The organism is Neptunicoccus cionae (assembly GCF_014643735.1).
Classification (GTDB): Bacteria; Pseudomonadota; Alphaproteobacteria; order Rhodobacterales; family Rhodobacteraceae; genus Amylibacter; species Amylibacter cionae.
This window is the reverse complement of record NZ_BMKA01000001.1, coordinates 1,107,182-1,128,243: the sequence shown is the minus strand read 5'-3', so window position 1 is coordinate 1,128,243 and position 21,062 is coordinate 1,107,182. Positions and strand designations below refer to the sequence as shown.

The window sequence follows — 21,062 nt, the reverse complement described above, 5'->3', positions numbered from 1 at the left end:
GCCTTGCCGGCAGTCTGGTTAGAAAAATATCTCTCTTGGAGTGTAGACCTTGAGCAGTTTTGCAAAGAGTCCGTACATCACAAGAAGATAGCCTGCGGTAATTATTGCGCGCTTGATCCAGCTTTTGGCTTCATTGTGGGGTGCAGGATCGTAAAGTGAGAGCAGAATGAAAAAGGTCGCCGTGCCTGCAGTGTAAAAGCCAAAAGCTTTGGCAGCCCAGAAAATATAGATCAGGGCGATCGCAAGACCCGGTGCCAGTTTGACCATCTGGCCCGTTGAAATACCGTGACCTATCTTCGTCCAGCCAAGGACGGCTTTAGCAAAAGTCCAAAGCGCAAGGACAACAAAAACGGTGGCGATTAACCGTGGAAACAGAAAAGCTTCGCTTGGTTGCGCGGTGTAGCTGATCCATGCGACCCTCAGACCAACCGCTGCGACAACGCCTGACGCCAGAATATGCTGCAGTCGGGGAAGGCTTTGCATGCTCATCCGATGATCTCCTCTTTCGATGTATAGCGACGCGAGCGCAGTTCCATCCAAGCCGAATAGCCAATGGACGCGATCACAACCACGATCAAACCAATGTTCAGCGCCCCGGACAGGAAGTAAGACCCCATCCCGTTTGTGGCGTTCGCAATCATGCTTCCCTGAATGAAATTGGCTTCGGCAATCGGTCCAAGGATCAGTCCCAGAACGAGGGGTGCCGCAGAAAAGCCGAAACGTTCCAGAAAATACATCATCACCCCAAGCGCGGCCATGACATAGACATCGCCCATGCTCGACTGTACGGAATAGCTGCCAAATACCGCCAGCCCGAGCACAATGGCGGCCATCACGCTTTGGGGCACTTGTGCAACACGCGCCGCCAGCCCCGCAACATACAGCCCGAAAATACACATAAGAACCTGCCCGATCAGCATGGAATTTATAAATGTCCAAGCAACATCGGGGTGATTGTCAAAAAGATCGGATCCTGGAAAAATGCCGTGGATCAGAAGCCCGCCCAACAATACGGCCGCAGTGGGTGAACCCGGGATCGACAAGGTTAACAACGGAACGAGGCTTGGGCCGACCATCGCGTTGTTTGCGGATTCCGCTGCTATCACGCCTTCACTGTGACCCTTGCCGAATTTTTCAGGCTCAGAACTGAATTTCTTGGTCTGGTCATAGGCCACAAGCCCCGCAATCTGACCGCCTACACCGGGGATAAGTCCGATGATCGAGCCAGTAATCGTCCCGATACCCAGCGCCTTCGGACGGCGCATTATTTCGCGCATTGCATCTCGGACAGAATGTTTTTCGACGACAAGAACCTCTGCGTCGTTATCCTGACGTCCCTTGGCAAACATGGTCAGCACTTGGGGGATCGCAAACAACCCGATGAGGGCTGCAATAATATTGATCCCACCACCCAGCGAAGGATGAAAGATAAACCGCTGCGCGCCCATAATGTCATCAAATCCTATCGTCGCGAGCCAGAGACCGATACACCCAGACAGCAACCCCTTCACCACCGACGCACTGTCAAGCGAGCCGATTACAGTCACCCCGAGGATGGCCAGCCAAAAAAGATGGCTCGGCCCGAACGCAAGCGCCCATTGTGATAAAAGCGGGGTAAGGAAAATCAGCAGCAGCACGCCAAAGATTCCCCCGACAGCGGATGCCAGAAAGCTAAGCTGCAACGCCTTTGCGCCTTTGCCCTGCTGGGCCATCGTGTGACCGTCAAGTGTCGTCGCGATATTGGCAGGCGCCCCCGGTATCTTAAGCAGGATCGCACTGACCGCCCCGCCTGCCACTGTCGATGTATAAGCCGCGCCGAGAAGAATAAGCCCCTGCGTGGCCTGAAGATGAAATGTGAACGGAATAAGCAGCGCAACCGCCATCGTTGGTGACAGTCCGGGCGTGGCCCCAAGGATCAAACCACCGATCGTTCCCAGCAACAAAAGGCCAAAGGACAAGGGCGTAAAAACATCGGCAAAATAGTAAAGGAACTCCAAGCTTTCTCCCCCCAAGCTGTCATATCGCTTTCTTGACTTTTCAGCCTAAGAGATGAAAATAGTTTTGCAAATGTTTTCATAGATTCGAGATTTGAACGTGAATAAAGATTTAAATTCAAAGGGTAAACCGGATATCGTAGCTGTTGCAAAAGCCGCTGGCGTATCCATTTCAACCGTGTCGCGCAGCTTCAACCACCCCGAACTGTTGAAACCGGCGACTCGCAAAAAGATTGATCGCGCCGTGCAACGTGTGGGCTATATTCGCAACCGTGCCGCACAGGTTATGCACGGGCGGCGGACCGCGACCATCGGGCTGGTGGTGCCAACAATTGACAATGCGATCTTTGCCGAATTGATCCAGTCCTTTTCGGCTGAATTGGATGCCAACGGCTTTACCATGCTGATTGCGTCACACGGGTTCGATCTGGATCGCGAATATCAGATGCTGCGCAAATTGATGGAGCACCGTGTGGACGGCATCGCAGTGATCGGGCTGGAGCATTCCGAAGCATCTTATAAACTAATAGAGCAACAGGACCTTCCGGCTGTTGCGATCTGGAATTATGCTCAGGGTGCCCGTTTGCCCTGCGTCGGGGTTCAGAACCTCAAAGCGGGGCGGATGGCGGCGCAACATCTTCTGGATCTCGGGCATCGTGACATCGGGCTGATCTTTCCTGAAACCGACGGAAACGACCGCGCCAAAGACAGGTTGCTGGGCGCGTCCGAAGCGCTTCAGCGTGCTGGCGTTGAAGTGCCTGCGGACTGGCAGCTTGAAGCGCCCTATAACATTGCCGAGGCAAAGCGGGCCAGTGCGTCAATGCTGCGCCATAGCAGCCGACCGACTGCGATCCTGTGTGGCAATGACATCATCGCGCAGGGGGTGTTGTTTGCTGCGCGCAGCGGTGGCTTGGACGTCCCGCGCGATCTGTCGGTGATGGGGATAGGTGACTTCAAAGGATCAGCAGAGTTCGAGCCGTCCATTTCAACGATCCGGATACCCGCAAGACAGATAGGTATCGTTGCCGCAAAACTCATACTAGATTCCGTTGCCAACTTGCCGGAAAACCCGAACGCATTCGAATGCGATTTGGTTCTAGCCGCGCGCGGTTCGACAATTCGGATAAAGTAATCGTGTAGAGATCATCAAGAAACAGCCAAACGATAGAAGATGATCGGCGAATAGGAACAAAAAGTCACGGACTGTAAACTCTGAGTTTTCATTGGAAACAGAGAAATAGGCTAATGATATTTACAAGCTTTAACTCCGATGCACGCCGATCAGGCACTGCTATGCGATAAGACCGAGACAGCTTAATTATTGGAAGCTCCCATCCCCCGTTTGCGCAGCCCTTTCCGGAGGAATACACTTCCGCGTTCAACTTGGCGCCGATACGATTCCGCTCCGGTCCGCATAAAAGTTAAGATCACGGTCCACCCGCCGTACTTTTTTGCGCTCTGTATGCAGCAAACTTTCCCACATATGGACGATTGTGATCGGTCTGGTCGGGCCGTATCGGCAGACAGCGTTGCGCAATGCATTACCGCGTTGCGGCGCGTACCGGGGGATAGCGAAAAGCGGTTGCTTGAAATACTCCTACGCAAGCGCAACCGGTTGCGCTGTTTGCTTCTGGCGGGTCAGGGACATTAGCTTGGCAGGCAAAAGGTCAAGCAAAGCGCCAGAACCCTCATCACCAAGTTTAGGACGCCTGACCCACAGCCAGATTAAGCGGCGTTCGCGTTTTGCGGAACAGGCTGCTGACCACGATCAGGTTCAATACCCCCGCCAAGGCCGCCACTCCGTAGGGGATCGTGTAGCTTCCGGTGAGGTCATACAACATCCCCCCCTGAAAACCGCCGATCGCGTGTCCGAACCATCCAAACATGGTGACTATTCCAAATGCCGACGCACGGCGGGACTGAGGTATCAGCACCCGAATGGAAACCAGAACGCCGGTCATTACACCCGCATAGCCAAAACCGTAGACGATTGCGTAAACGTAAAAGGTCTGAAGGTTTTCAATGTAGGTAAATCCAAAGATCAAAAGGGTCATCCACGCTGTTGCGGTCATATATGCCTGAAGCGCGCCGATCATGTCAGCCAGTTTGCCAAATGCAACACGTCCTGCAACGGCAACAACCAGCATGATGAAAATGACACCCGCGGCGTCTTCGGCCGCAATTCCTTGGTCTTGGATAAGCGGGACAAGATGCATCAAAGGCACTGACATACATGTGCAACACAAGATAATCGCGACACAGAGGGTAGCAATCACCCTGTTGGTTGGACTGGCGGTGGTTTCATCGCTGTGCGAACTGCTCTGGGTGGTTTGCACTGGCGGAGGTTGGCGCAACAGCAAGGCAAGCGGAACCATGCAGATCAGCATGGCAAGCCCCGTGAGCGAAAATGCCCCGTCAACGTCAAACCGCTTGATCAGAAAGGACGAAGCAAATGGAACACCGCCCTGCCCCAACGCTTGCCCCGCTGACGCGATACCGATGGCCACACCTGCTCCGATATGGAACCAGTTTCCAACGGCTGCCATGATCGGTGGAAAAATTGCGCCTGCCCCGAAAAAACCCGCGATGAAAAACAACGTATAGAATTGCCAAAGCGAGGTGGCAAACGAAGCGGCTATGTAACAAACGCCAAGAACGATCACCCCCGTCAGTACCACAGGGCGCGTGCCTTTGCGATCGGCCAGTGGGCCCATGACCAGCCCACCGAATGCCAAACCTAGGATGCCGATAGAGTTGATCAGAGCGATTTCACCACGCTGCCAGCCAAATGTTTCCTGCATCGGCACAATGTACGCAGACAGCCCGTTAGCGATAGATCCCATCGAAATGGCGAGTATCAAAGCAGAGGCAAATACCACCACCCAGCGATACGACGGCTGAACGATTTCATCAGACATTGGCAGTCCTTTCAGTTATTTAGCATCTTTCGACTTACATACCTAAGGATGCAAGGAACAAGTCACCAACGCATGAGACATTTGTCCCGAGTTTGAAACCAGATCTAAAAAATTTTGGGACAGGCACCCTAGGGATCGGACAAAACACGCACGATAAGTTCGGCGCGAGAGTGGACACCAAACTTTTCAAAAAGAATGGAAACCTGATTGCGAACCGTTTTCTCGCTCTTGTTCTGGTTAGCGGCAATATCACTGTTACCAAGCCCTTTAGCAACCATCCCCAGAACCGCCCGCTCTGCCGGAGTGAGTGCGATTTCCCCAACTGAAGGGCGGGATGCTAGCCTTGGCGGGAGAAATGCCCGAACCGATGCCATGAGCGTTTTCCAGGCAGGTTCATCCTGTAAAAGCACGTGGTTGGCGCTTTCAAGGGGCACAAATTGCGCATCCGGTATGCACGCCGCAAGCCTTTGACCTTCTTCAAACGGAACCCTTGCGTCATTGCGGGCATGCAATACAAGCGTTGGAACGTTCACTTTTGGTGCCAGATCCGACACATCAATCTGTTGCAGAACCTCAAACGTTAGAGCAGCCGTTTCAGGTGACGCAGTTTCACGCTCTAGGTTTTGCCACCACGCACATTGTTCATCGGTTCCGTCAGGAATAAAGAGGTTGGTGAAAACCTCGTTAAACGCATTCAGGTCACTGCCCCATCCCAGCCGGATCAGGTTTGTTAAAGTGTCAGCCTCGATTATGTGTTGAGCCTCTGATGCTCTTGCACGTATGCCTTGGACATAACCGCCGATCAGGATAAGGCGCTCTACTTTTTCAGGATGGCGCAGTGCGTAAGCAATCGACAGCGCAGCACCCTGAGACATGCCAATCAAGGTAAAGGGTTCGTTAATCTGCTGCGTGACGGCCTCCAGATCCGCCAGCCAAGCCTCAAAGCTGATGTCACAGACATCACGCGCTGACAGTCCACATCCCCGCAGATCGTATCTGACCAGCCGGTTCTGTGCCGACATCTCGGCAATCCAATGACGCCAGATCGGGCTTTCGGGATCACGGGACACATGGGTCAGCCAATGCGCAGCGCGCACAATGATCGGGCCCCGCCCTATTGTCGCCGTTGCAATGCGGGTGCCGTCTTTTGACGTAACAAACCTGATTTCTTGTTGCTGCTGAAATTCGGAGTTCATGCAATGCAGGGTAGCAGATTAAACAAAATCAGGCACCGGCAATTTATGCAACAGGTTGCCCGCTTTGCTATTTGGTTCACCGCAACGAACACCTAAAGCTTGAAACTGCCCCTCAGGTCGTTCTCGACATAGTCTCGCATGTGGGCCGCGAAGGCGTGTAGCAGTGGGCTTTGGTGCCGGTTACGACGCGTCACCATTCCCACGCTCGTCAGTAAGGGTTTGTGAAGGACAGGGAGTGCTGCAAGTTTCTGCATCGCGTCCCCGTCCCGAATGGCATAGCTGGGCAGAACGGTCAGAAAATCGGTATGCCGAGCATTTCAAAAATCGCACCGGCGGAAGCGCTTTCAAAAGCGAACCCGAGGTTGGTCAATCCTAGGGATGACAAAGCGGTAGCCATGTCCTGTCGTAATATACCGCGATCAGAATGGCCGATCCACGTTGCGATTTCCAAATCCTGTGCCGTAACGATCATTTTCTTGAAAAGAAGGCTTCGCTCCAACTCTGGAATGTAGTCCGAGTTAAAAATTGTTTTTGGCTTCTGGACGATCCCCCAGAAATACGAAATGAGACGACCAGACGTATAAAGACTGGGCGCGAGATACCGACGCGAAGTTCGCTGTTTTGCGGCTTGATTTCTGTTTGGCTGCAACCTCTCACTCAGTAGAACATCTGGCACAAAACCTAGACACACGTACGAGGCGCGAGCACCTCTGAACGCTTGCACGCGACCACGCCATGTTGCCTCAACAAAGCCTAAGAATTGAATGTTAGAACTACGATTCTGGTTCAGAGGTGCTATCGCGGCCTTCCCTCTCAAGGCTGCAACTTTGGGTTGGTTTTTCCACAACCCAGACCATGCAGGACGGTTGGGCACCCGGATATGCTTCTTCCCTTAAGTGGCTGAAACACTTGCGTAAATAACTAATAGTTTGATTTTTTCAATCTTCCTATAATTAAAATGTATCATCATAAATAAAAACATGCCAAATTGCGCTGACATATACTTTTGCAGTCATATTCGAGGGGAAATTATGACAAGCGAACTGATTACGTTTGAATCCAAAGATCAAAACATGTGGGCGACGGGAGATGCACTCAAATTAGAATGGCACGAATACTTCCCGCTAATCGGCGGTGACCGCGTCGACTGGCAAATCGCAAACGTCAAAGTTGACGGAAATGGCATAGTCGTCGCAGACGGGCGAGACATCAGTTTTGATCCAAAAGACCGCTATGATGATCTCGCCGATGGTGCCACCAAGACCATCATCATCTCATATGACATTGAAGCAAAAGGCGAAACCACCAAAAGTGAAACCCTGACGATCACGGCCACTGGAACGTCTTTTGGCACAACTTTTACTGTGCCTGATGATGCCAAAGCGGACGGCGGAAAATACACTTTCACCGTTATCAAGGCCGAAGACATCATGGGGAACCCCCATAATTTCGATACGGTCACACCGATTGATATCAACTGGGATTTGGTCGGCGATCTGCGCAAGATGATCGAAGCCGCCTCTTCGACCGTAGAAGAGAAAGCGGCGCATAAAAATTCAATGCTGCATGCAGCAGAAGTCCAACTAGATCACTTGAATGAAGAGATCGTTCATATGAAGGACGTTATCTCTCTGACCGTCAAAAAAGAAGGTTTGGCGATTGCGATTGAATCTGCCGAGCTGGCGGAACACGTGGTAGAAGGCCTTGAGACCGTTCTGGAGACTGTCCGGCTCGATAAGATTGCTGCCGAAGCTGCTCATGCAGCCGCTGTTGCAGCCAAATCCGCGGCGCACGCTGCGGTGTCCTCTGCGGATGTGGCGCTGGATCTGGCGAGTGGTGCTTTGGATGTCGCCCAAAACGCCCTGAGTGCAATCGGCGGCTTTATTTCGAGCTGGTTCGGGAGCAGTGGAGAAGACGAAAAGAACGAAAGAGACCACAAAAAGGGCATTTTTGACGGCGCACGAGGATTTTTGGCGGAAAGAAAGCACGATTTGCACGAGGCAGAGCGAGAGCTCGATCATGCGGTAGATTATCTGGACCGTCTGGTAGCACGCGAGGCACAACTGCTTGAACAACTTGCCGAAGCAGAATTGCATGCTGCCGAAGATGATCTGGAGTCCCTGCAAGAGCTGCTTATATCCTATGAAGAACAGATCGCGACTGAACTTTTTACTTTGCAAAGTACATTCGCCGAACGCAAAATTACAAAGTTAAATGATGAACTGGCGGCGCTGGAAACAGAAGCAGAACACCTGCGCGAAGAATTAGCACATGAACCCGACCATGCTCGGTTCAGCTTTTTTGGAACGTTTTTCGATTTCGGCCACTCTGAGACTGAGGACAAGTTGGATTCAAACTTAAGGCGTCAAAGCAGTGTTGATGCCGAGATCGCAGAACTCAACCGGCAAATCGCCGAAAATGACTTTTCATTCTTCCCGTCAGTGGAAGAAATTACCGGTTTCATCACTGAACTTGAATCCGACATAAGCAAAGCTGTGGAGCATAAGTCTTTGTTGCAAGTTCTTGCAAACGAAGCTGGCTACGCAAAGGATCAGGTTCTCGACCTTTTGGCGACCGGCCTTGATGGCAGCGAACTAAAACTGACTGGCAAGGTGGATATCGATGCTCATGCGCAGGCCGGGTTGCAGGTTGATTTCGTCCTTGATGGCGGTTCGGTAAACAGCAAGATCGATTACACGCTGGATACCGAGATCATTCATCGCGACAGAACGGACTCAGTTGATCTAAAACTGATGCTGACCAACCAGACGACTGGTGACATGGTTGCCTTTGATACCCACAGCCCCAGCATGCAGTTCTACGCTGGCATCGTTTATGATGTGGGTGCCAAGCTCTCGGCGACATTTGACATGCTGGCAGAAATTGCAGGAATCACGTTGATTGACGTGCCCGGTGACGAACCTGTCCAATGGTCTGACGAAATTAGACTGTCCGGTTGGCTTGATATTTTCGACTACGACAGCCGCACCGACGCAAGTTTTGAGCCGCCAATCCCGGGCTTGCTCGGGGATATTCTGTCCGTAGAATTCAATTTCCCAAGCATTGAAACCTTGGGGATCGAGGCGAAGTTGAAAGAAGAGTTCTACAAAGATCCGGCCGCGTTCAGCCTTGACGGACTGGCAGACAAGCTTCTTAATCTGTTTGATTTCGACCCGCATATCAGTAAAGAATTCAAAGCCTTCCTTGCCAAGCACGAACTGGAATCCGAAGTTTCGGGCGATGGATTTGTTGCCACGCTGAAGTCCGTGCTGAAGAATGCACTTGATCTGCTTACAGCCGCATCCGATCCGACTGTGGACCTTGATGGCGACGGTGTCGTGCCGATTTTCCTTTTGACCAAAGAAGGGGACGATGACGAACTTAGCGATGCGTTGTTCCACATCAATACCTATGACGACGTTGTAAACGACGACGGATTTGACATTAACAAGATGGGCAAATTCGGCTTTTACATGGCCACCGGAAAATCCGAACCGCTGGTTAAGGTAGATGTCGATGTGGACCAGCTGATTGCTACGATCGTTTCTGCAATCGCGGAAGGCGGCGTTCCTGCAGAAGTCCTGAACCCGTTCGATATCGGCTTTGACGCGAGCGACATCTTTGGCGGCGATGAAAAAGATGACGAACCGAAGGATGACAAAACAGACCCCAAAGACGATGAGGAAGTAGAGGAACCAGATGGCCCCCTAACCCTTGACGTCGGCTTTGAAATTCTGGACCTCCATGTGTCTGCCGAAGCAGGTATCGAGCAGAAGTTCGGATTGTCGATTGACGATATGGTCTTCAACGTCAAGCTGGAAGGAAACAAGAAAACCATCACCTACAAAGCCCTGGATAAGAACTTTAATGTACATGGCTCTGACTTCCACGACAAAAACGGGGATGGGATTATCGATTACTCAATTTCCATCACGCCCGATGCGCAATTGTTCAACGATACGCAAATCGCTTTCAAGCTGGGGTATGTACTCGATCTGTTGAAAGCCCACGCAAAACTGGGATTGGATCTTCCTGTGAGCGACATTCCCGGTCTCTCCCTTCTGGGGATCGACCCGAGCTTTGAGCTGGAACTCGGGCTTGGACCTATTGTGCGCCTTGAGGGTGAACTGGAAGCCCTGACTGCTGATCTGTTCGAAGATATTTTTGAATATCATGCAGGTTCTGCCACGACGACAGGCACGTTCGAGGTCTTCGGCATCACGCTGAACGGTTCAAAAACGGCTGATAAGCACGTAGGGCATCACAATGATGATGTGCTAAAAGGCGGTGGCGGCAGCGACAAACTGCTAGGCAAGAACGGCCACGACACTTTGCACGGCGGTAATGGCCATGACAAAGTTATCGGCGGCGGTGGGAATGACCACGCAACAGGTGGCGCAGGCAACGACACGCTGAAGGGCGGCGGCGGTCACGACACTCTGATTGGTGATGCGGGCGAAGACGTACTGAAAGGCGGCGGGGGCAAAGACACGCTCTCCGGCGGGTTCCACAAAGACAAGCTTATTGGCGGCGGCGGTAATGATACCATCGAAGGCGGCGGCGGTAATGATGTCCTTAAGGGTGGCGGAGGATCTGACGTATTTGTCTTTGATCTCAGCGACGGTGCGCGCACCGGGATAGATAAAATACTAGGTTTCAATGCCGCAGCCGATACTTTGCAGTTCACGGGCATTGAAAAGGTTGATGTTAAAGAGTCGGCAGACGGCACTGTCATCGACTTTGACGGCGGAGAGATACTGCTTAAGAACAAAAAGTATCTCGAAAGCGAACTTACAATCGACTTCGTCTAAGGTATTGAAATGATCACCTAGCTTGCGCGATACATTGCGCAAGCTAGGCGTTAAAGGAATACCGCATTGGTGGAATGCCTCTCAGCTACGAAGTAAAACGAACTTTTGGTTAAGTCCCTTATCTGACGTATTCCTGCTTGGGATTGCGATCCGAAAGAAACTCAGCAACACCCCCGCTGGAGGCCCTACTCCGCTGCGACCCGCTTGATCCCTAACATCTCTGCTAGATAGCGCCCGGTGTGGCTGCCTTCGACTTGCGCCACCTCTTCAGGAGTCCCTGTCGCCACGATTTCGCCACCACCGTCACCGCCTTCAGGACCAATGTCGATAATATGGTCGGCCGTTTTGATTACGTCGAGGTTATGCTCGATCACCAGCACGGAATTGCCTTGATCAACCAGTTCGTGCAGTACTTCCAACAGCTTGCGCACATCTTCGAAATGCAACCCCGTGGTGGGTTCGTCCAGAATATAGAGCGTGCGTCCGGTCGATCGCTTCGATAGCTCCTTGGACAGCTTCACCCGCTGTGCCTCACCACCCGAAAGGGTTGTGGCTTGTTGGCCCACCTTAATGTAGCCAAGCCCGACCCGCAGCAGTGCCGTCATCTTGTCGCGAATGGCTGGAACCGCCTGAAAGAAGGTCTCGGCGTCTTCAACAGTCATATCAAGAACGTCTGCTATGCTCTTGCCTTTAAACAAAACTTCTAAAGTTTCGCGATTGTAGCGTTTACCGTTACAGCTCTCGCAGGTGACGTAGACATCCGGCAAAAAGTGCATCTCTATCTTGATCACGCCATCGCCCTGACAGGCCTCACAGCGCCCGCCCTTCACGTTGAAAGAGAAGCGCCCGGGTTTGTACCCACGCGCTTTGGCTTCCGGCAGTCCGGCAAACCACTCGCGGATCGGGGTGAAGGCACCGGTATATGTGGCGGGATTGGAGCGCGGCGTGCGGCCGATGGCCCGCTGATCAATGTCGATCACCTTGTCGAGATACTGAAGCCCCTTGATCGCCTCACAGGGGGCTGGCGTTTGTTTCGCGCCGTTCAACCGCATGGAGGCGGTTTTGAACAGGGTTTCGATGGTAAGCGTGGATTTGCCGCCACCCGAAACGCCGGTCACACAACAAAACGTCCCCAGCGGATAGCTTGCGGTGACATTTTTAAGGTTGTTTCCCGTCGCACCTTCCACCACCAGCGTCTTACCATTGCCTTTGCGTCGCTCGGCAGGGATCGGGATGCTCCGTTTGCCGGTAAGGTATTGGCCCGTAATGGATTTCTTATTCTTCGCGATGCGTGCCGGCGTGCCCTTGGCGATGATCTCACCCCCGTGAACACCAGCACCTGGCCCGATGTCGAGCACATAATCCGCCTCACGGATCGCCTCCTCATCGTGTTCGACAACAATCACGGTATTGCCCTGATCCCGCAGGTTCTTCAGCGTGGTCAAAAGCCGGTCGTTGTCCCGCTGGTGCAGCCCGATAGACGGCTCGTCGAGCACATAAAGCACTCCGGTCAGCCCCGAACCGATCTGGCTCGCGAGCCGGATGCGCTGGCTTTCACCGCCAGACAAAGTGCCGGAATTGCGCGACAGTGTCAGGTAATTCAGCCCGACATTCACCAAAAAGCCCAGCCTTTCACGGATTTCCTTAAGGATCGCACGGGCGATTTCGTTTTTCTGTGCAGACAATTCCGCAGGGATGCCATCCACCCAGTCATGGGCTTCAGCAATGGACATTTCCACCACCTGCCCCACGTGCAAGCCACCAATTTTCACGGCCAGCGCTTCGGGGCGCAGGCGGTATCCGTCACAAACACCACAGTGGCGGTTGTTTTGATAGCGCTCGAATTCCTCACGAACCCAATTGCTGTCGGTTTCGCGGTAGCGCCGTTCCATATTCGGGATCACGCCCTCGAATGCGCGGGACACCTCGTAAACGCGGCCGCCTTCATCGTACCGGAACTTGATTTCTTCATCACCCGAACCGTGCAACATCAGCTGTTGCACATGGGCGGGCAGATCTCGCCACGGCAGATCCTTGTCAAATTCGTAGTGCCGCGCGATGGCTTCAATTGTCTGGCGGAAATATGGGGATTTCCCTTTCGCCCAAGGCGCCAGCGCCCCTTTATACAGGGACAATGACGGATCAGGCACGACGAGCCGTTCGTCAAAGAACAGCTCCACCCCAAGCCCATCACATTCAGGACAGGCCCCGAATGGCGCGTTGAATGAAAACAGACGCGGTTCAATCTCGGGGATGGTGAAGCCACTAACAGGGCAGGCAAACTTCTCGGAAAATGTGTGGCGCTCCGGATCACCCTCTTTGGGGGCAGTCTCAAGGATGGCAATCCCGTCTGCGAGATCAAGTGCTGTGCGCAAACTGTCCGCGAGACGTGTTTCCAGACCTTCCTTTACAACGATCCGGTCCACAACCACATCAATGTTATGGCGGAATTTTTTGTCGAGCGTGGGCGGCGTGTCCAAATCGTGAAATTCGCCATTGACCTTAACCCGCTGAAACCCCGTCTTTTTAAGCTCCGCAAATTCCTTGCGGTACTCACCCTTACGGTCCCGCACAATCGGTGCAAGCAGATAGGCCCGCGTGCCCTCTTCCATCAGCATCACACGATCGACCATCTCGGACACTTGCTGCGCCTCAATCGGCAGGCCAGTCGCGGGCGAGTACGGCGTGCCGACACGGGCAAACAACAGCCGCATATAGTCGTAAATCTCGGTCACCGTGCCAACGGTAGAGCGCGGGTTTTTCGATGTGGTCTTTTGTTCGATGGAAATAGCTGGCGACAGACCAGAAATATGGTCCACATCCGGCTTTTGCATCATATCCAGAAACTGCCGCGCATAGGCCGACAGGGATTCCACATAGCGCCGCTGCCCTTCGGCGTAGATCGTATCAAACGCCAGAGAGGATTTCCCCGAACCGGAAAGTCCTGTGATCACTACCAACTGGTCGCGCGGAATATCCACGTCAATGGATTTCAGATTATGCTCACGCGCACCACGTATTTCGATATTTTTCAGTTCAGCCAATGCTCTGCCCTAATTTGCCGATCAGACCCGACAATATCTAGGTCATCCGCCGGGGATTGCCAACAGAAAAGCGGGAACAATTCGGGAACAGTACAGGAACAGGATGTTCTACTGACAGAGGATGTCAGGAGAACAAAACGGTCCGGCAGTTATTTGCCCAGAATGACTTTGACGTAGTTGCGCGTTTCCTTGTAGGGCGGCACGCCTTTGTATTTCTCAACAGCTGCCGGACCTGCATTATAAGCCGCCAACGCCAGACGCCAGCTTCGAAACTTTGCGTATTGCTGCTTGAGATACCGCGCACCACCGTCGAGGTTCTGTCGCGGATCATGAGGGTTCACCCCCAGATGGCGGGCCGTAAACGGCATCAACTGCGCGAGACCGATCGCGCCAGCGTGGCTTTTGGCTTTGGGGTTCCAGTTACTTTCCTGTTGCACCAGACGGTTGAACAGATCCACCGGAATGCCATGCTTGCGCGCAGCGGCTTCGGCCATTGGTCTGTACACACCTTTATAGGACCCTGTGTAGCGTGGAATAAGGTCCAGACGGTTGTCCTTGGGCAGCAAACGGGCGGAGCTGGAATACTGGTTGGACAAACGCTTGTCGATCAGTTTGGAATGACTGGAGGAAATACCAAGACGGGATTTGGACGATTTCGTCACATCAGCGACAGCAGCAATCGGCCCAAGTCCAATCGCAACTACAAGACTGCCTGCAAGTATCTTTATCATTCTCGTGCCCCTGCCCGATCAAAACTCTGGCACACCCTTTACAGCGTTTTTGCCAATTTGAAAAGATATCCCCCAAACGACAGCCATGTTAGTGGTTTGTTCATTGGTTGCAGGGCACAGAGAAGATGGTTAACTACCATGCACGCAAGAAACGACAAAAGATTCGAGTTTAGGGAGAAACGCCTATGGCTGGCAGTTTGAACAAGGTTATGTTGATCGGCAATCTGGGCCGTGATCCGGAAGTGCGCAGCTTTCCAAACGGCGGTAAGGTGTGCAATCTGCGTATCGCAACCTCCGAGCGGTGGCGCGACAAGAACACTGGCGAGAACCGCGAAAAGACAGAATGGCATCAGGTCTCTGTTTTCAGCGAAGGACTGGTCCGCGTGTGTGAACAATACCTGCGCAAAGGCTCCAAGGTTTTTGTCGAAGGCCAGTTGCAAACCCGCAAATGGCAGGACCAAAGCGGCAATGACCGGTATTCCACCGAAGTCGTTCTGCAAGGCTTTAACGGCACATTGACCATGCTGGACGGACGTGACGGCGGCGGTGGCGGCTCGCAAGGTGGCGGCTACGATCAGGGCGGCGGCAACCAAGGTGGCGGTGGCTACGGCGGCGGTTACGATCAGGGTGGCGGCTATGGCGGCGGCTCCCAAGGCGGCAATCAGGGCGGCGGCAACTCTGATCTGGACGACGAAATCCCGTTCTGATCGACGCGAACCGATCTATCTTACACTAGTAAAATGGCCCCCTTTGCGGGGCCATTTTACTATGCGCATTTACCGTTTTGGAACACATGCCAGCCTACAGCGCCCGAGGGAGGTCCGCAGGGGTCTTTATAGGGAGAAAATTTCGCCGAATCCGGCCGAAATCGGGGTAGAATGATTGCCCTTATGCTGAGGCTGGTTTATAGATAGCACACTAGATATTGTGTAAAGAAGCAAGGCGGCCAGACGTGAGCGACGAGACCGAAGATCAGCCGATAACTCCACCAGAACGCCCGGTCCACGATGGCCCGACCATCTCTATCGAAGAGGAGATGAAAACCTCCTACCTCGATTACGCGATGAGCGTGATTGTCAGCCGTGCGATCCCCGATCTGCGCGACGGCCTGAAGCCGGTACACCGCCGAATTCTCTACGCCATGAACGAGACTGGCAACACGCACGATAAATCCTACCGCAAATCAGCCCGCCCTGTTGGCGATGTGATGGGGAAATACCATCCCCACGGGGATTCAGCCATTTATGACGCGCTGGTGCGGATGGCGCAGGACTTTTCCATGTCGCTGCCCCTTCTCGACGGTCAGGGAAACTTTGGGTCTATGGACGGCGACAGCGCGGCTGCGATGCGTTACACCGAAGTTCGGATGGACAAACCCGCCGCGAGCCTTCTGGCAGATATCGACAAGGATACGGTCGATTTTCAGGACAACTATGATGGCAAAGACCGTGAACCGACGGTTCTGCCCGCCCGTTACCCCAATATGCTGGTCAATGGTGCCGGTGGTATCGCGGTCGGCATGGCCACCAATATTCCGCCGCACAATCTGGGCGAAGTGATCGACGCAACCCTTGCGTTGATGAAAGATCCAGACATGGACAGCGTGCAGTTGATGGAATACATCCCTGCCCCCGATTTCCCAACTGGCGGGATCATTCTGGGCCGCTCCGGCGCGCGCAAAGCCTATACCGAAGGGCGCGGCTCCGTCATTATTCGCGCCAAGACGCGGATAGAAGAGATCCGCAAGGACCGTTACGCCATTGTCGTGGACGAGGTTCCCTATCAGGTGAACAAGGCCACAATGATCGAAAAAATCGCGGAACTGGCGCGGGACAAAAAGATCGAAGGCATCGCCCACGTTCAGGACGAATCTGACCGGATCGGTGTGCGTGTCGTTGTGGAACTGAAACGGGATGCCACGCCCGAGGTGGTTCTGAACCAGCTGTTCCGCTTCACATCATTGCAAACCTCCTTTGGATGCAACATGCTGGCGCTGAACGGTGGCCGCCCAGAGCAGTTGAACCTGCACGGTTTCCTGTCCAGCTTTATCAAATTCCGCGAAGAAGTTGTCGCACGGCGCACGGCGTTTGAACTGCGCAAGGCGCGTGAACGCTCTCATATTCTGTGCGGTCTGGCCGTGGCCGTGTCCAACGTGGACGAAGTCGTTGCTACGATCCGCAGTTCTGCCGATCCCGCAGAGGCCCGTCATCGTCTGATGACCCGTGCATGGCCTGCGCAGGATATCTCCGGTTACATCAAGCTGATTGACGATCCGAGCCATACAATCAACGAAGACGGCACTTATCACCTGTCTGAAATTCAGGCCCGCGCCATTCTGGAGCTGCGCCTACAACGTCTGACCGCCCTTGGCGTGAAAGAAGTCACCGACGAGCTGGAAGAACTCGCCGCGAAGATCACCGACTATCTGGAAATCCTGCGCTCGCGGGAACGGATCATGGCGATTATCACCGACGAACTGACCGAAGTCCGTGAGATGTTTGCCGTGCCGCGCCGTTCGGAAATTGTCGAGCATGTGGACAACATGGACGACGAGGACCTGATCGAGCGGGAAGACATGGTCGTGACCATCACCAACTCCGGCTATATCAAACGCACCATTCTTGCGGATTACCGCGCCCAGAAACGGGGCGGCAAAGGCTTGCAGGGGATGAACACCAAGGACGAAGATTTCGTTACCAACCTGTTTGTTGCCAACACCCACACGCCGCTGCTGTTCTTCACCTCCGACGGTATGGTTTACAAACTGAAAACGTGGCGCCTGCCCCCCGGTGGCCGGAACTCTCGCGGGAAGGCAATTGTTAACATTCTGCCGATCCCTGCAGGCGTGTCTATCGCTGCAATCATGCCCGTCGATGTGCCTGAAGATGAATGGGACAACCTTCATATTGTCTTTGCCACCACCGCAGGCAACGTGCGCCGCAATGCGCTGAGCGATTTCACCAACGTGAAATCCAACGGCAAGATTGCGATGAAACTGCCCGAAGATGTGGCCATCGTGAATGTGAATATCGCCACAGAGAGCGATGACTTTCTGCTGACGACTGAACTCGGCAAGGCGATACGCTTCCCTGTAACCGATGTGCGCGTCTTTAAAGGCCGCGATAGCACCGGCGTACGCGGTATCCGTCTGGCGGACGGTGATTCCGTTGTTTCGATGGCTGTTATACGCCACGTAGATGCCAGCGCAGAAGAGCGGGCGGGTTATTTCAAACGCCGCCGCGCTGTGACAGGTGAAGAGGCCGGCGTTATCGAAGACGCAGCCGAAGGCGACATCTCGCCGGAACGCTACGCAGAACTCGGCGCACTGGAACAGTGGATCCTGACCGTGACATCAGGGGGCTATGGAAAACGCTCCTCCGCCCACGAATACCGCGTCGCAGGACGGGGTGGTCAGGGCATCGCAGCAGCCAATCTGGGACGGCGCAACGACCGGATCATCGCCAGCTTCACTGTGGATGAGGACGACCAGATCATGCTGGCCACATCCACCGGCCAATCCATCCGCTGTCCAGTCTCTGGCATCTCCCGTCAGGGGCGCACCTCTTCCGGTGTAAAAGTTTTCAACACAGCCGAGGGCGAAAAAGTGGTCTCCGTGGCCTATATCGCCGAACAAGGCGATGAAGACGCTGCGGAAACAGATGGACAAACCGGTGACGCTAACGGCGATTCCGCAGCACCAACCGAAGAATAAACGCAGATTTATTTGATAAAAAATAGAAAAGGGGTTGATATCGGCTCCTTTTCTTGACGATTTACAGATCCCCGCCTACGTTCAAACTGCCATGCGGGGGGTTCGAATTACCGAACCGCGTTTGGCATTACTTGTGTGTATGGCGGTTGCGTGATGGAAAATTGGGATGATTTGCGGTTTGTGGTGGCCTTGGCGCGCTACGGAACCATGTCAAAAGCCGCCCTTCACTTGCGCACCAACACCGCCACAGTTTCACGTAGGATCAAGCGACTGAATGAAACCGCCAACACACTTTTGTTTCAAAAATCCGGCGCCGAATGGGAACTGACTACCGAAGGCCGCAGGCTATTCGAACTGGCAGCCGGTTTCAGTGATGACCTGCGCTCCTTCCATGCGACAACTCCGTCCGGCCTGCAGACGACCCAGACTGTCCGTGTCACCGCGCTTGATTTTCTTGTGTCAACGGTGCTCAGCAAATCCCTCAATGCGTTCACCTGTCAGCACCCCAATGTCACATTGGAACTGAGCGGTAACAACAACCGTGTCAGCCTTGCCTACGGTGAAGCGGATATCGCCCTGCGTCTGACCCGACCGACCGAAGGCCGCCTTGTGGCACATCGCATCGCAGACATTCGCATGGGGGTGTACGGGCCCAAAAATTACAATTCGCAGGACTGGATTGGGCTGACTTTTGATCTGGACTGGACGCCCGAGATGAAGAACGGTCTGGCTGTATTCGCACGGGAACCAAAGCTGCGAATGTCATCGTTTCAGGCGATTTTACAGGCGATCAGATTGACCGGACAACCCGGCATTCTTCCAGAGGTCATGGCAAAAGAGGCGAAAGAGCTTGAGCTTTTGCAACCTTATGAGGAAATGCGTCTTAGGGAACTATGGTTGCTTTATCACGAAACCCGTAAAGAAGACGTAGTGTTACGCAGCACCTGCCGATGGCTGGAACAGTCCTTTGCGACAATGACCGAATAGATTCAATTCTATTCAATGAATTGACAGGCATGCTGCTCCACTTTAGCATTATACGTGATCTCCCTAAAATTTCTTGCGCACTCTTGATAAATGCAAACCCGCCTTTGCATCTTTAGCGCTTTACCCTCGCGTCAGTATCCCGTCTTGTTAGGAGGGTAATTGGACCCGCTACCCATCTACTGGGTCCAATTCTGCCTTTTTTGGCAGTTTACCCGTTCCCACTGCGAACCCCTACCGCAGTGGGAACACTAAGCCCCTTTCCATTCCCTGCGACCTGTCCTAAATGCGGATGCATGAGCAAACCTATTCACATCATCGGCGGCGGTATGGCCGGCAGCGAAGCAGCTTGGCAAGCCGTTCAGGCGGGACAGCCCGTCGTTATCCATGAAATGCGCCCCGAAGTGGGCACTTTCGCGCATCAAACCGACAATCTGGCAGAGCTGGTTTGTTCCAATTCTTTCCGCTCGGACGATCATGAGGCAAATGCCGTCGGATTGCTGCATTGGGAGATGCGCGAGGCAGGCAGCCTGATTATGGAGATGGCAGAACAGCACAAGCTCCCTGCTGGCGGCGCTCTTGCTGTGGACCGCGAACCCTTTGCGCAAGCTGTTACAGAACGATTGCTGAATCACCCGTTGGTCACACTAGAACGGGGCGAAGTTTCTGAAATTCCACCGCAGGACTGGGGGCAAACAATCATCGCCACTGGACCGCTGACGTCATCGGCACTGGCGCAATCGATCCTGTCCGTAACCGACGAAAGCTCTCTGGCGTTCTTTGATGCCATCGCGCCGATTGTCTACGCGGATAGTATTGATATGTCCAAAGCGTGGTTTCAATCCCGCTATGACAAGGGTGAAACCGAAGAAGAGCGCACGGCCTATCTCAACTGTCCGATGGACAAAGAGACCTATGAGGCATTCATCGATGCGTTGCTGGACTCCGGCAAAACCGAGTTTAAAGATTGGGAAAAAGACACGCCCTATTTTGACGGCTGCCTGCCCATCGAAGTTATGGCTGAACGGGGCCGCGAAACCCTGCGGTTCGGGCCAATGAAGCCTGTCGGGCTGACCAATCCCCATCAACCCGACGTGAAACCCTATGCTGTGGTGCAACTGCGCCGGGATAATGCGCTTGGCACGTTGTTCAATATCGTGGGATTTCAAACGAAGATGAAATACGGCGAACAGGCTGCGGCCTTTGCCCTGATCCCCGGTCTCGAAAACGCGCGTTTCGCCCGACTGGGCGGCATCCATCGCAACACCTTCATCAACTCACCACGCCTGCTGGACCAGCAGATGCGCTTGAAAAACCGGCCAGATATTCGCTTTGCAGGCCAGATTTCCGGCGTAGAGGGCTATGTTGAAAGTGCCGCGATGGGTCTGCTCGCGGGTCGTCTTGCCGTCGCCGAGGCAAAAGGCAAAACGCTCGAATCGGTGCCACAAACCACCGCGATGGGCGCACTTGTGACGCATATCACCGGCGGCGCGGATGCGAAAACCTTCCAACCTATGAACGTAAACTTCGGTCTTTTCCCACCGGTGGACAACGTCAAAGGCGGGCGGCGGAACAGGAAAGACCGTTACAAAGCCTACACGGATCGAGCCAAAGCGGACTGGCAAGGTTGGCTTGGCGCTGAACAATAGGTCAGTTAGATTTGAACAACAGG

General features: G+C 53.7%; 14 protein-coding genes. 6 read left to right on the top strand and 8 right to left on the bottom strand.

The annotated features are described in order from the left end of the window. Window positions 1-18 precede the first annotated feature (18 nt). On the bottom strand, window positions 19-489 hold the full coding sequence (locus IEX10_RS04935) for a tripartite tricarboxylate transporter TctB family protein (RefSeq protein WP_188671444.1): 471 nt from the start codon (window positions 487-489) through the stop codon (window positions 19-21). Continuing rightward, on the bottom strand, window positions 486-1,997 hold the full coding sequence (locus IEX10_RS04930) for a tripartite tricarboxylate transporter permease (RefSeq protein ID WP_188671442.1): 1,512 nt from the start codon (window positions 1,995-1,997) through the stop codon (window positions 486-488). Before IEX10_RS04930 ends, IEX10_RS04935 begins: the two co-directional genes overlap by 4 nt. Window positions 1,998-2,094: 97 nt before the next feature. On the opposite strand from IEX10_RS04930, the gene IEX10_RS04925 reads away from it, so the two are divergent. After that, window positions 2,095-3,126 carry a LacI family DNA-binding transcriptional regulator gene (locus tag IEX10_RS04925; RefSeq protein WP_188671440.1) on the top strand — a complete coding sequence of 344 codons (1,032 nt, stop codon included), beginning with the start codon at window positions 2,095-2,097 and terminating at the stop codon, window positions 3,124-3,126. A 568-nt stretch (window positions 3,127-3,694) separates the two neighbouring features. On the opposite strand, the gene IEX10_RS04920 is transcribed toward IEX10_RS04925, so the two are convergent. The 4 genes from IEX10_RS04920 to IEX10_RS04905 form a co-directional block, all read right to left on the bottom strand. Beyond that, complete coding sequence (locus tag IEX10_RS04920; protein ID WP_188671438.1) at window positions 3,695-4,912, bottom strand: MFS transporter; 1,218 nt, start codon at window positions 4,910-4,912, stop codon at window positions 3,695-3,697. A gap of 128 nt (window positions 4,913-5,040) precedes the next feature. Beyond that, complete coding sequence (locus IEX10_RS04915) at window positions 5,041-6,108, bottom strand: alpha/beta fold hydrolase (RefSeq protein ID WP_188671436.1); 1,068 nt, start codon at window positions 6,106-6,108, stop codon at window positions 5,041-5,043. A gap of 92 nt (window positions 6,109-6,200) precedes the next feature. After that, a complete protein-coding gene (locus IEX10_RS20180; RefSeq protein ID WP_373287414.1) occupies window positions 6,201-6,362 on the bottom strand; it encodes a hypothetical protein in 162 nt (53 codons plus the stop codon). A 38-nt stretch (window positions 6,363-6,400) separates the two neighbouring features. Further along, window positions 6,401-6,580, bottom strand: a complete 180-nt coding sequence (locus IEX10_RS04905; RefSeq protein ID WP_188671434.1) for a hypothetical protein — start codon at window positions 6,578-6,580, stop codon at window positions 6,401-6,403. Window positions 6,581-7,139: 559 nt separating this feature from the next. Here IEX10_RS04905 and IEX10_RS04900 point away from each other — a divergent pair. Then, a complete protein-coding gene (locus tag IEX10_RS04900) occupies window positions 7,140-10,919 on the top strand; it encodes a calcium-binding protein (protein WP_188671432.1) in 3,780 nt (1,259 codons plus the stop codon). Between the two features lie 185 nt (window positions 10,920-11,104). On the opposite strand, the gene uvrA is transcribed toward IEX10_RS04900, so the two are convergent. Together uvrA and IEX10_RS04890 are read right to left on the bottom strand one after the other, a co-directional pair. Beyond that, a complete protein-coding gene (gene uvrA, locus IEX10_RS04895; protein ID WP_188671430.1) occupies window positions 11,105-13,963 on the bottom strand; it encodes an excinuclease ABC subunit UvrA in 2,859 nt (952 codons plus the stop codon). 149 nt (window positions 13,964-14,112) lie between these two features. Next, window positions 14,113-14,694 (bottom strand): lytic transglycosylase domain-containing protein, encoded by a 582-nt coding sequence (locus IEX10_RS04890; RefSeq protein ID WP_188671428.1) that lies wholly within the window; start codon window positions 14,692-14,694, stop codon window positions 14,113-14,115. A 185-nt stretch (window positions 14,695-14,879) separates the two neighbouring features. Between IEX10_RS04890 and ssb the strand changes: the two genes are divergently transcribed. The 4 genes from ssb (at window position 14,880) to trmFO (ending at window position 21,039) form a co-directional block, all read left to right on the top strand. Beyond that, window positions 14,880-15,401 carry a single-stranded DNA-binding protein gene (gene ssb, locus IEX10_RS04885; RefSeq protein WP_188671426.1) on the top strand — a complete coding sequence of 174 codons (522 nt, stop codon included), beginning with the start codon at window positions 14,880-14,882 and terminating at the stop codon, window positions 15,399-15,401. A gap of 245 nt (window positions 15,402-15,646) precedes the next feature. Beyond that, window positions 15,647-18,406, top strand: coding sequence for a DNA gyrase subunit A (gene gyrA, locus IEX10_RS04880; protein WP_268237027.1), 2,760 nt, complete (start codon window positions 15,647-15,649; stop codon window positions 18,404-18,406). A 153-nt stretch (window positions 18,407-18,559) separates the two neighbouring features. Then, window positions 18,560-19,393 (top strand): LysR family transcriptional regulator, encoded by an 834-nt coding sequence (locus IEX10_RS04875; RefSeq protein WP_188671425.1) that lies wholly within the window; start codon window positions 18,560-18,562, stop codon window positions 19,391-19,393. Between the two features lie 293 nt (window positions 19,394-19,686). Continuing rightward, complete coding sequence (trmFO, locus tag IEX10_RS04870; RefSeq protein WP_188671423.1) at window positions 19,687-21,039, top strand: methylenetetrahydrofolate--tRNA-(uracil(54)-C(5))-methyltransferase (FADH(2)-oxidizing) TrmFO; 1,353 nt, start codon at window positions 19,687-19,689, stop codon at window positions 21,037-21,039. Window positions 21,040-21,062 lie beyond the last annotated feature (23 nt).

Excerpts from the sequence above, each read along its gene's own strand:
- IEX10_RS04935 (WP_188671444.1), bottom strand. The coding sequence starts at position 489 with ATGAGCATGCAAAGCCTTCCCCGACTGCAGCATATTCTGGCGTCAGGC.
- IEX10_RS04920 (WP_188671438.1), bottom strand. The coding sequence starts at position 4,912 with ATGTCTGATGAAATCGTTCAGCCGTCGTATCGCTGGGTGGTGGTATTT.
- IEX10_RS04915 (WP_188671436.1), bottom strand. The coding sequence starts at position 6,108 with ATGAACTCCGAATTTCAGCAGCAACAAGAAATCAGGTTTGTTACGTCA.
- IEX10_RS20180 (WP_373287414.1), bottom strand. The coding sequence starts at position 6,362 with ATGCAGAAACTTGCAGCACTCCCTGTCCTTCACAAACCCTTACTGACG.
- IEX10_RS04905 (WP_188671434.1), bottom strand. The coding sequence starts at position 6,580 with ATGATCGTTACGGCACAGGATTTGGAAATCGCAACGTGGATCGGCCAT.
- IEX10_RS04900 (WP_188671432.1), top strand. The coding sequence starts at position 7,140 with ATGACAAGCGAACTGATTACGTTTGAATCCAAAGATCAAAACATGTGG.
- IEX10_RS04890 (WP_188671428.1), bottom strand. The coding sequence starts at position 14,694 with ATGATAAAGATACTTGCAGGCAGTCTTGTAGTTGCGATTGGACTTGGG.
- ssb (WP_188671426.1), top strand. The coding sequence starts at position 14,880 with ATGGCTGGCAGTTTGAACAAGGTTATGTTGATCGGCAATCTGGGCCGT.
- IEX10_RS04875 (WP_188671425.1), top strand. The coding sequence starts at position 18,560 with ATGGAAAATTGGGATGATTTGCGGTTTGTGGTGGCCTTGGCGCGCTAC.
- trmFO (WP_188671423.1), top strand. The coding sequence starts at position 19,687 with ATGAGCAAACCTATTCACATCATCGGCGGCGGTATGGCCGGCAGCGAA.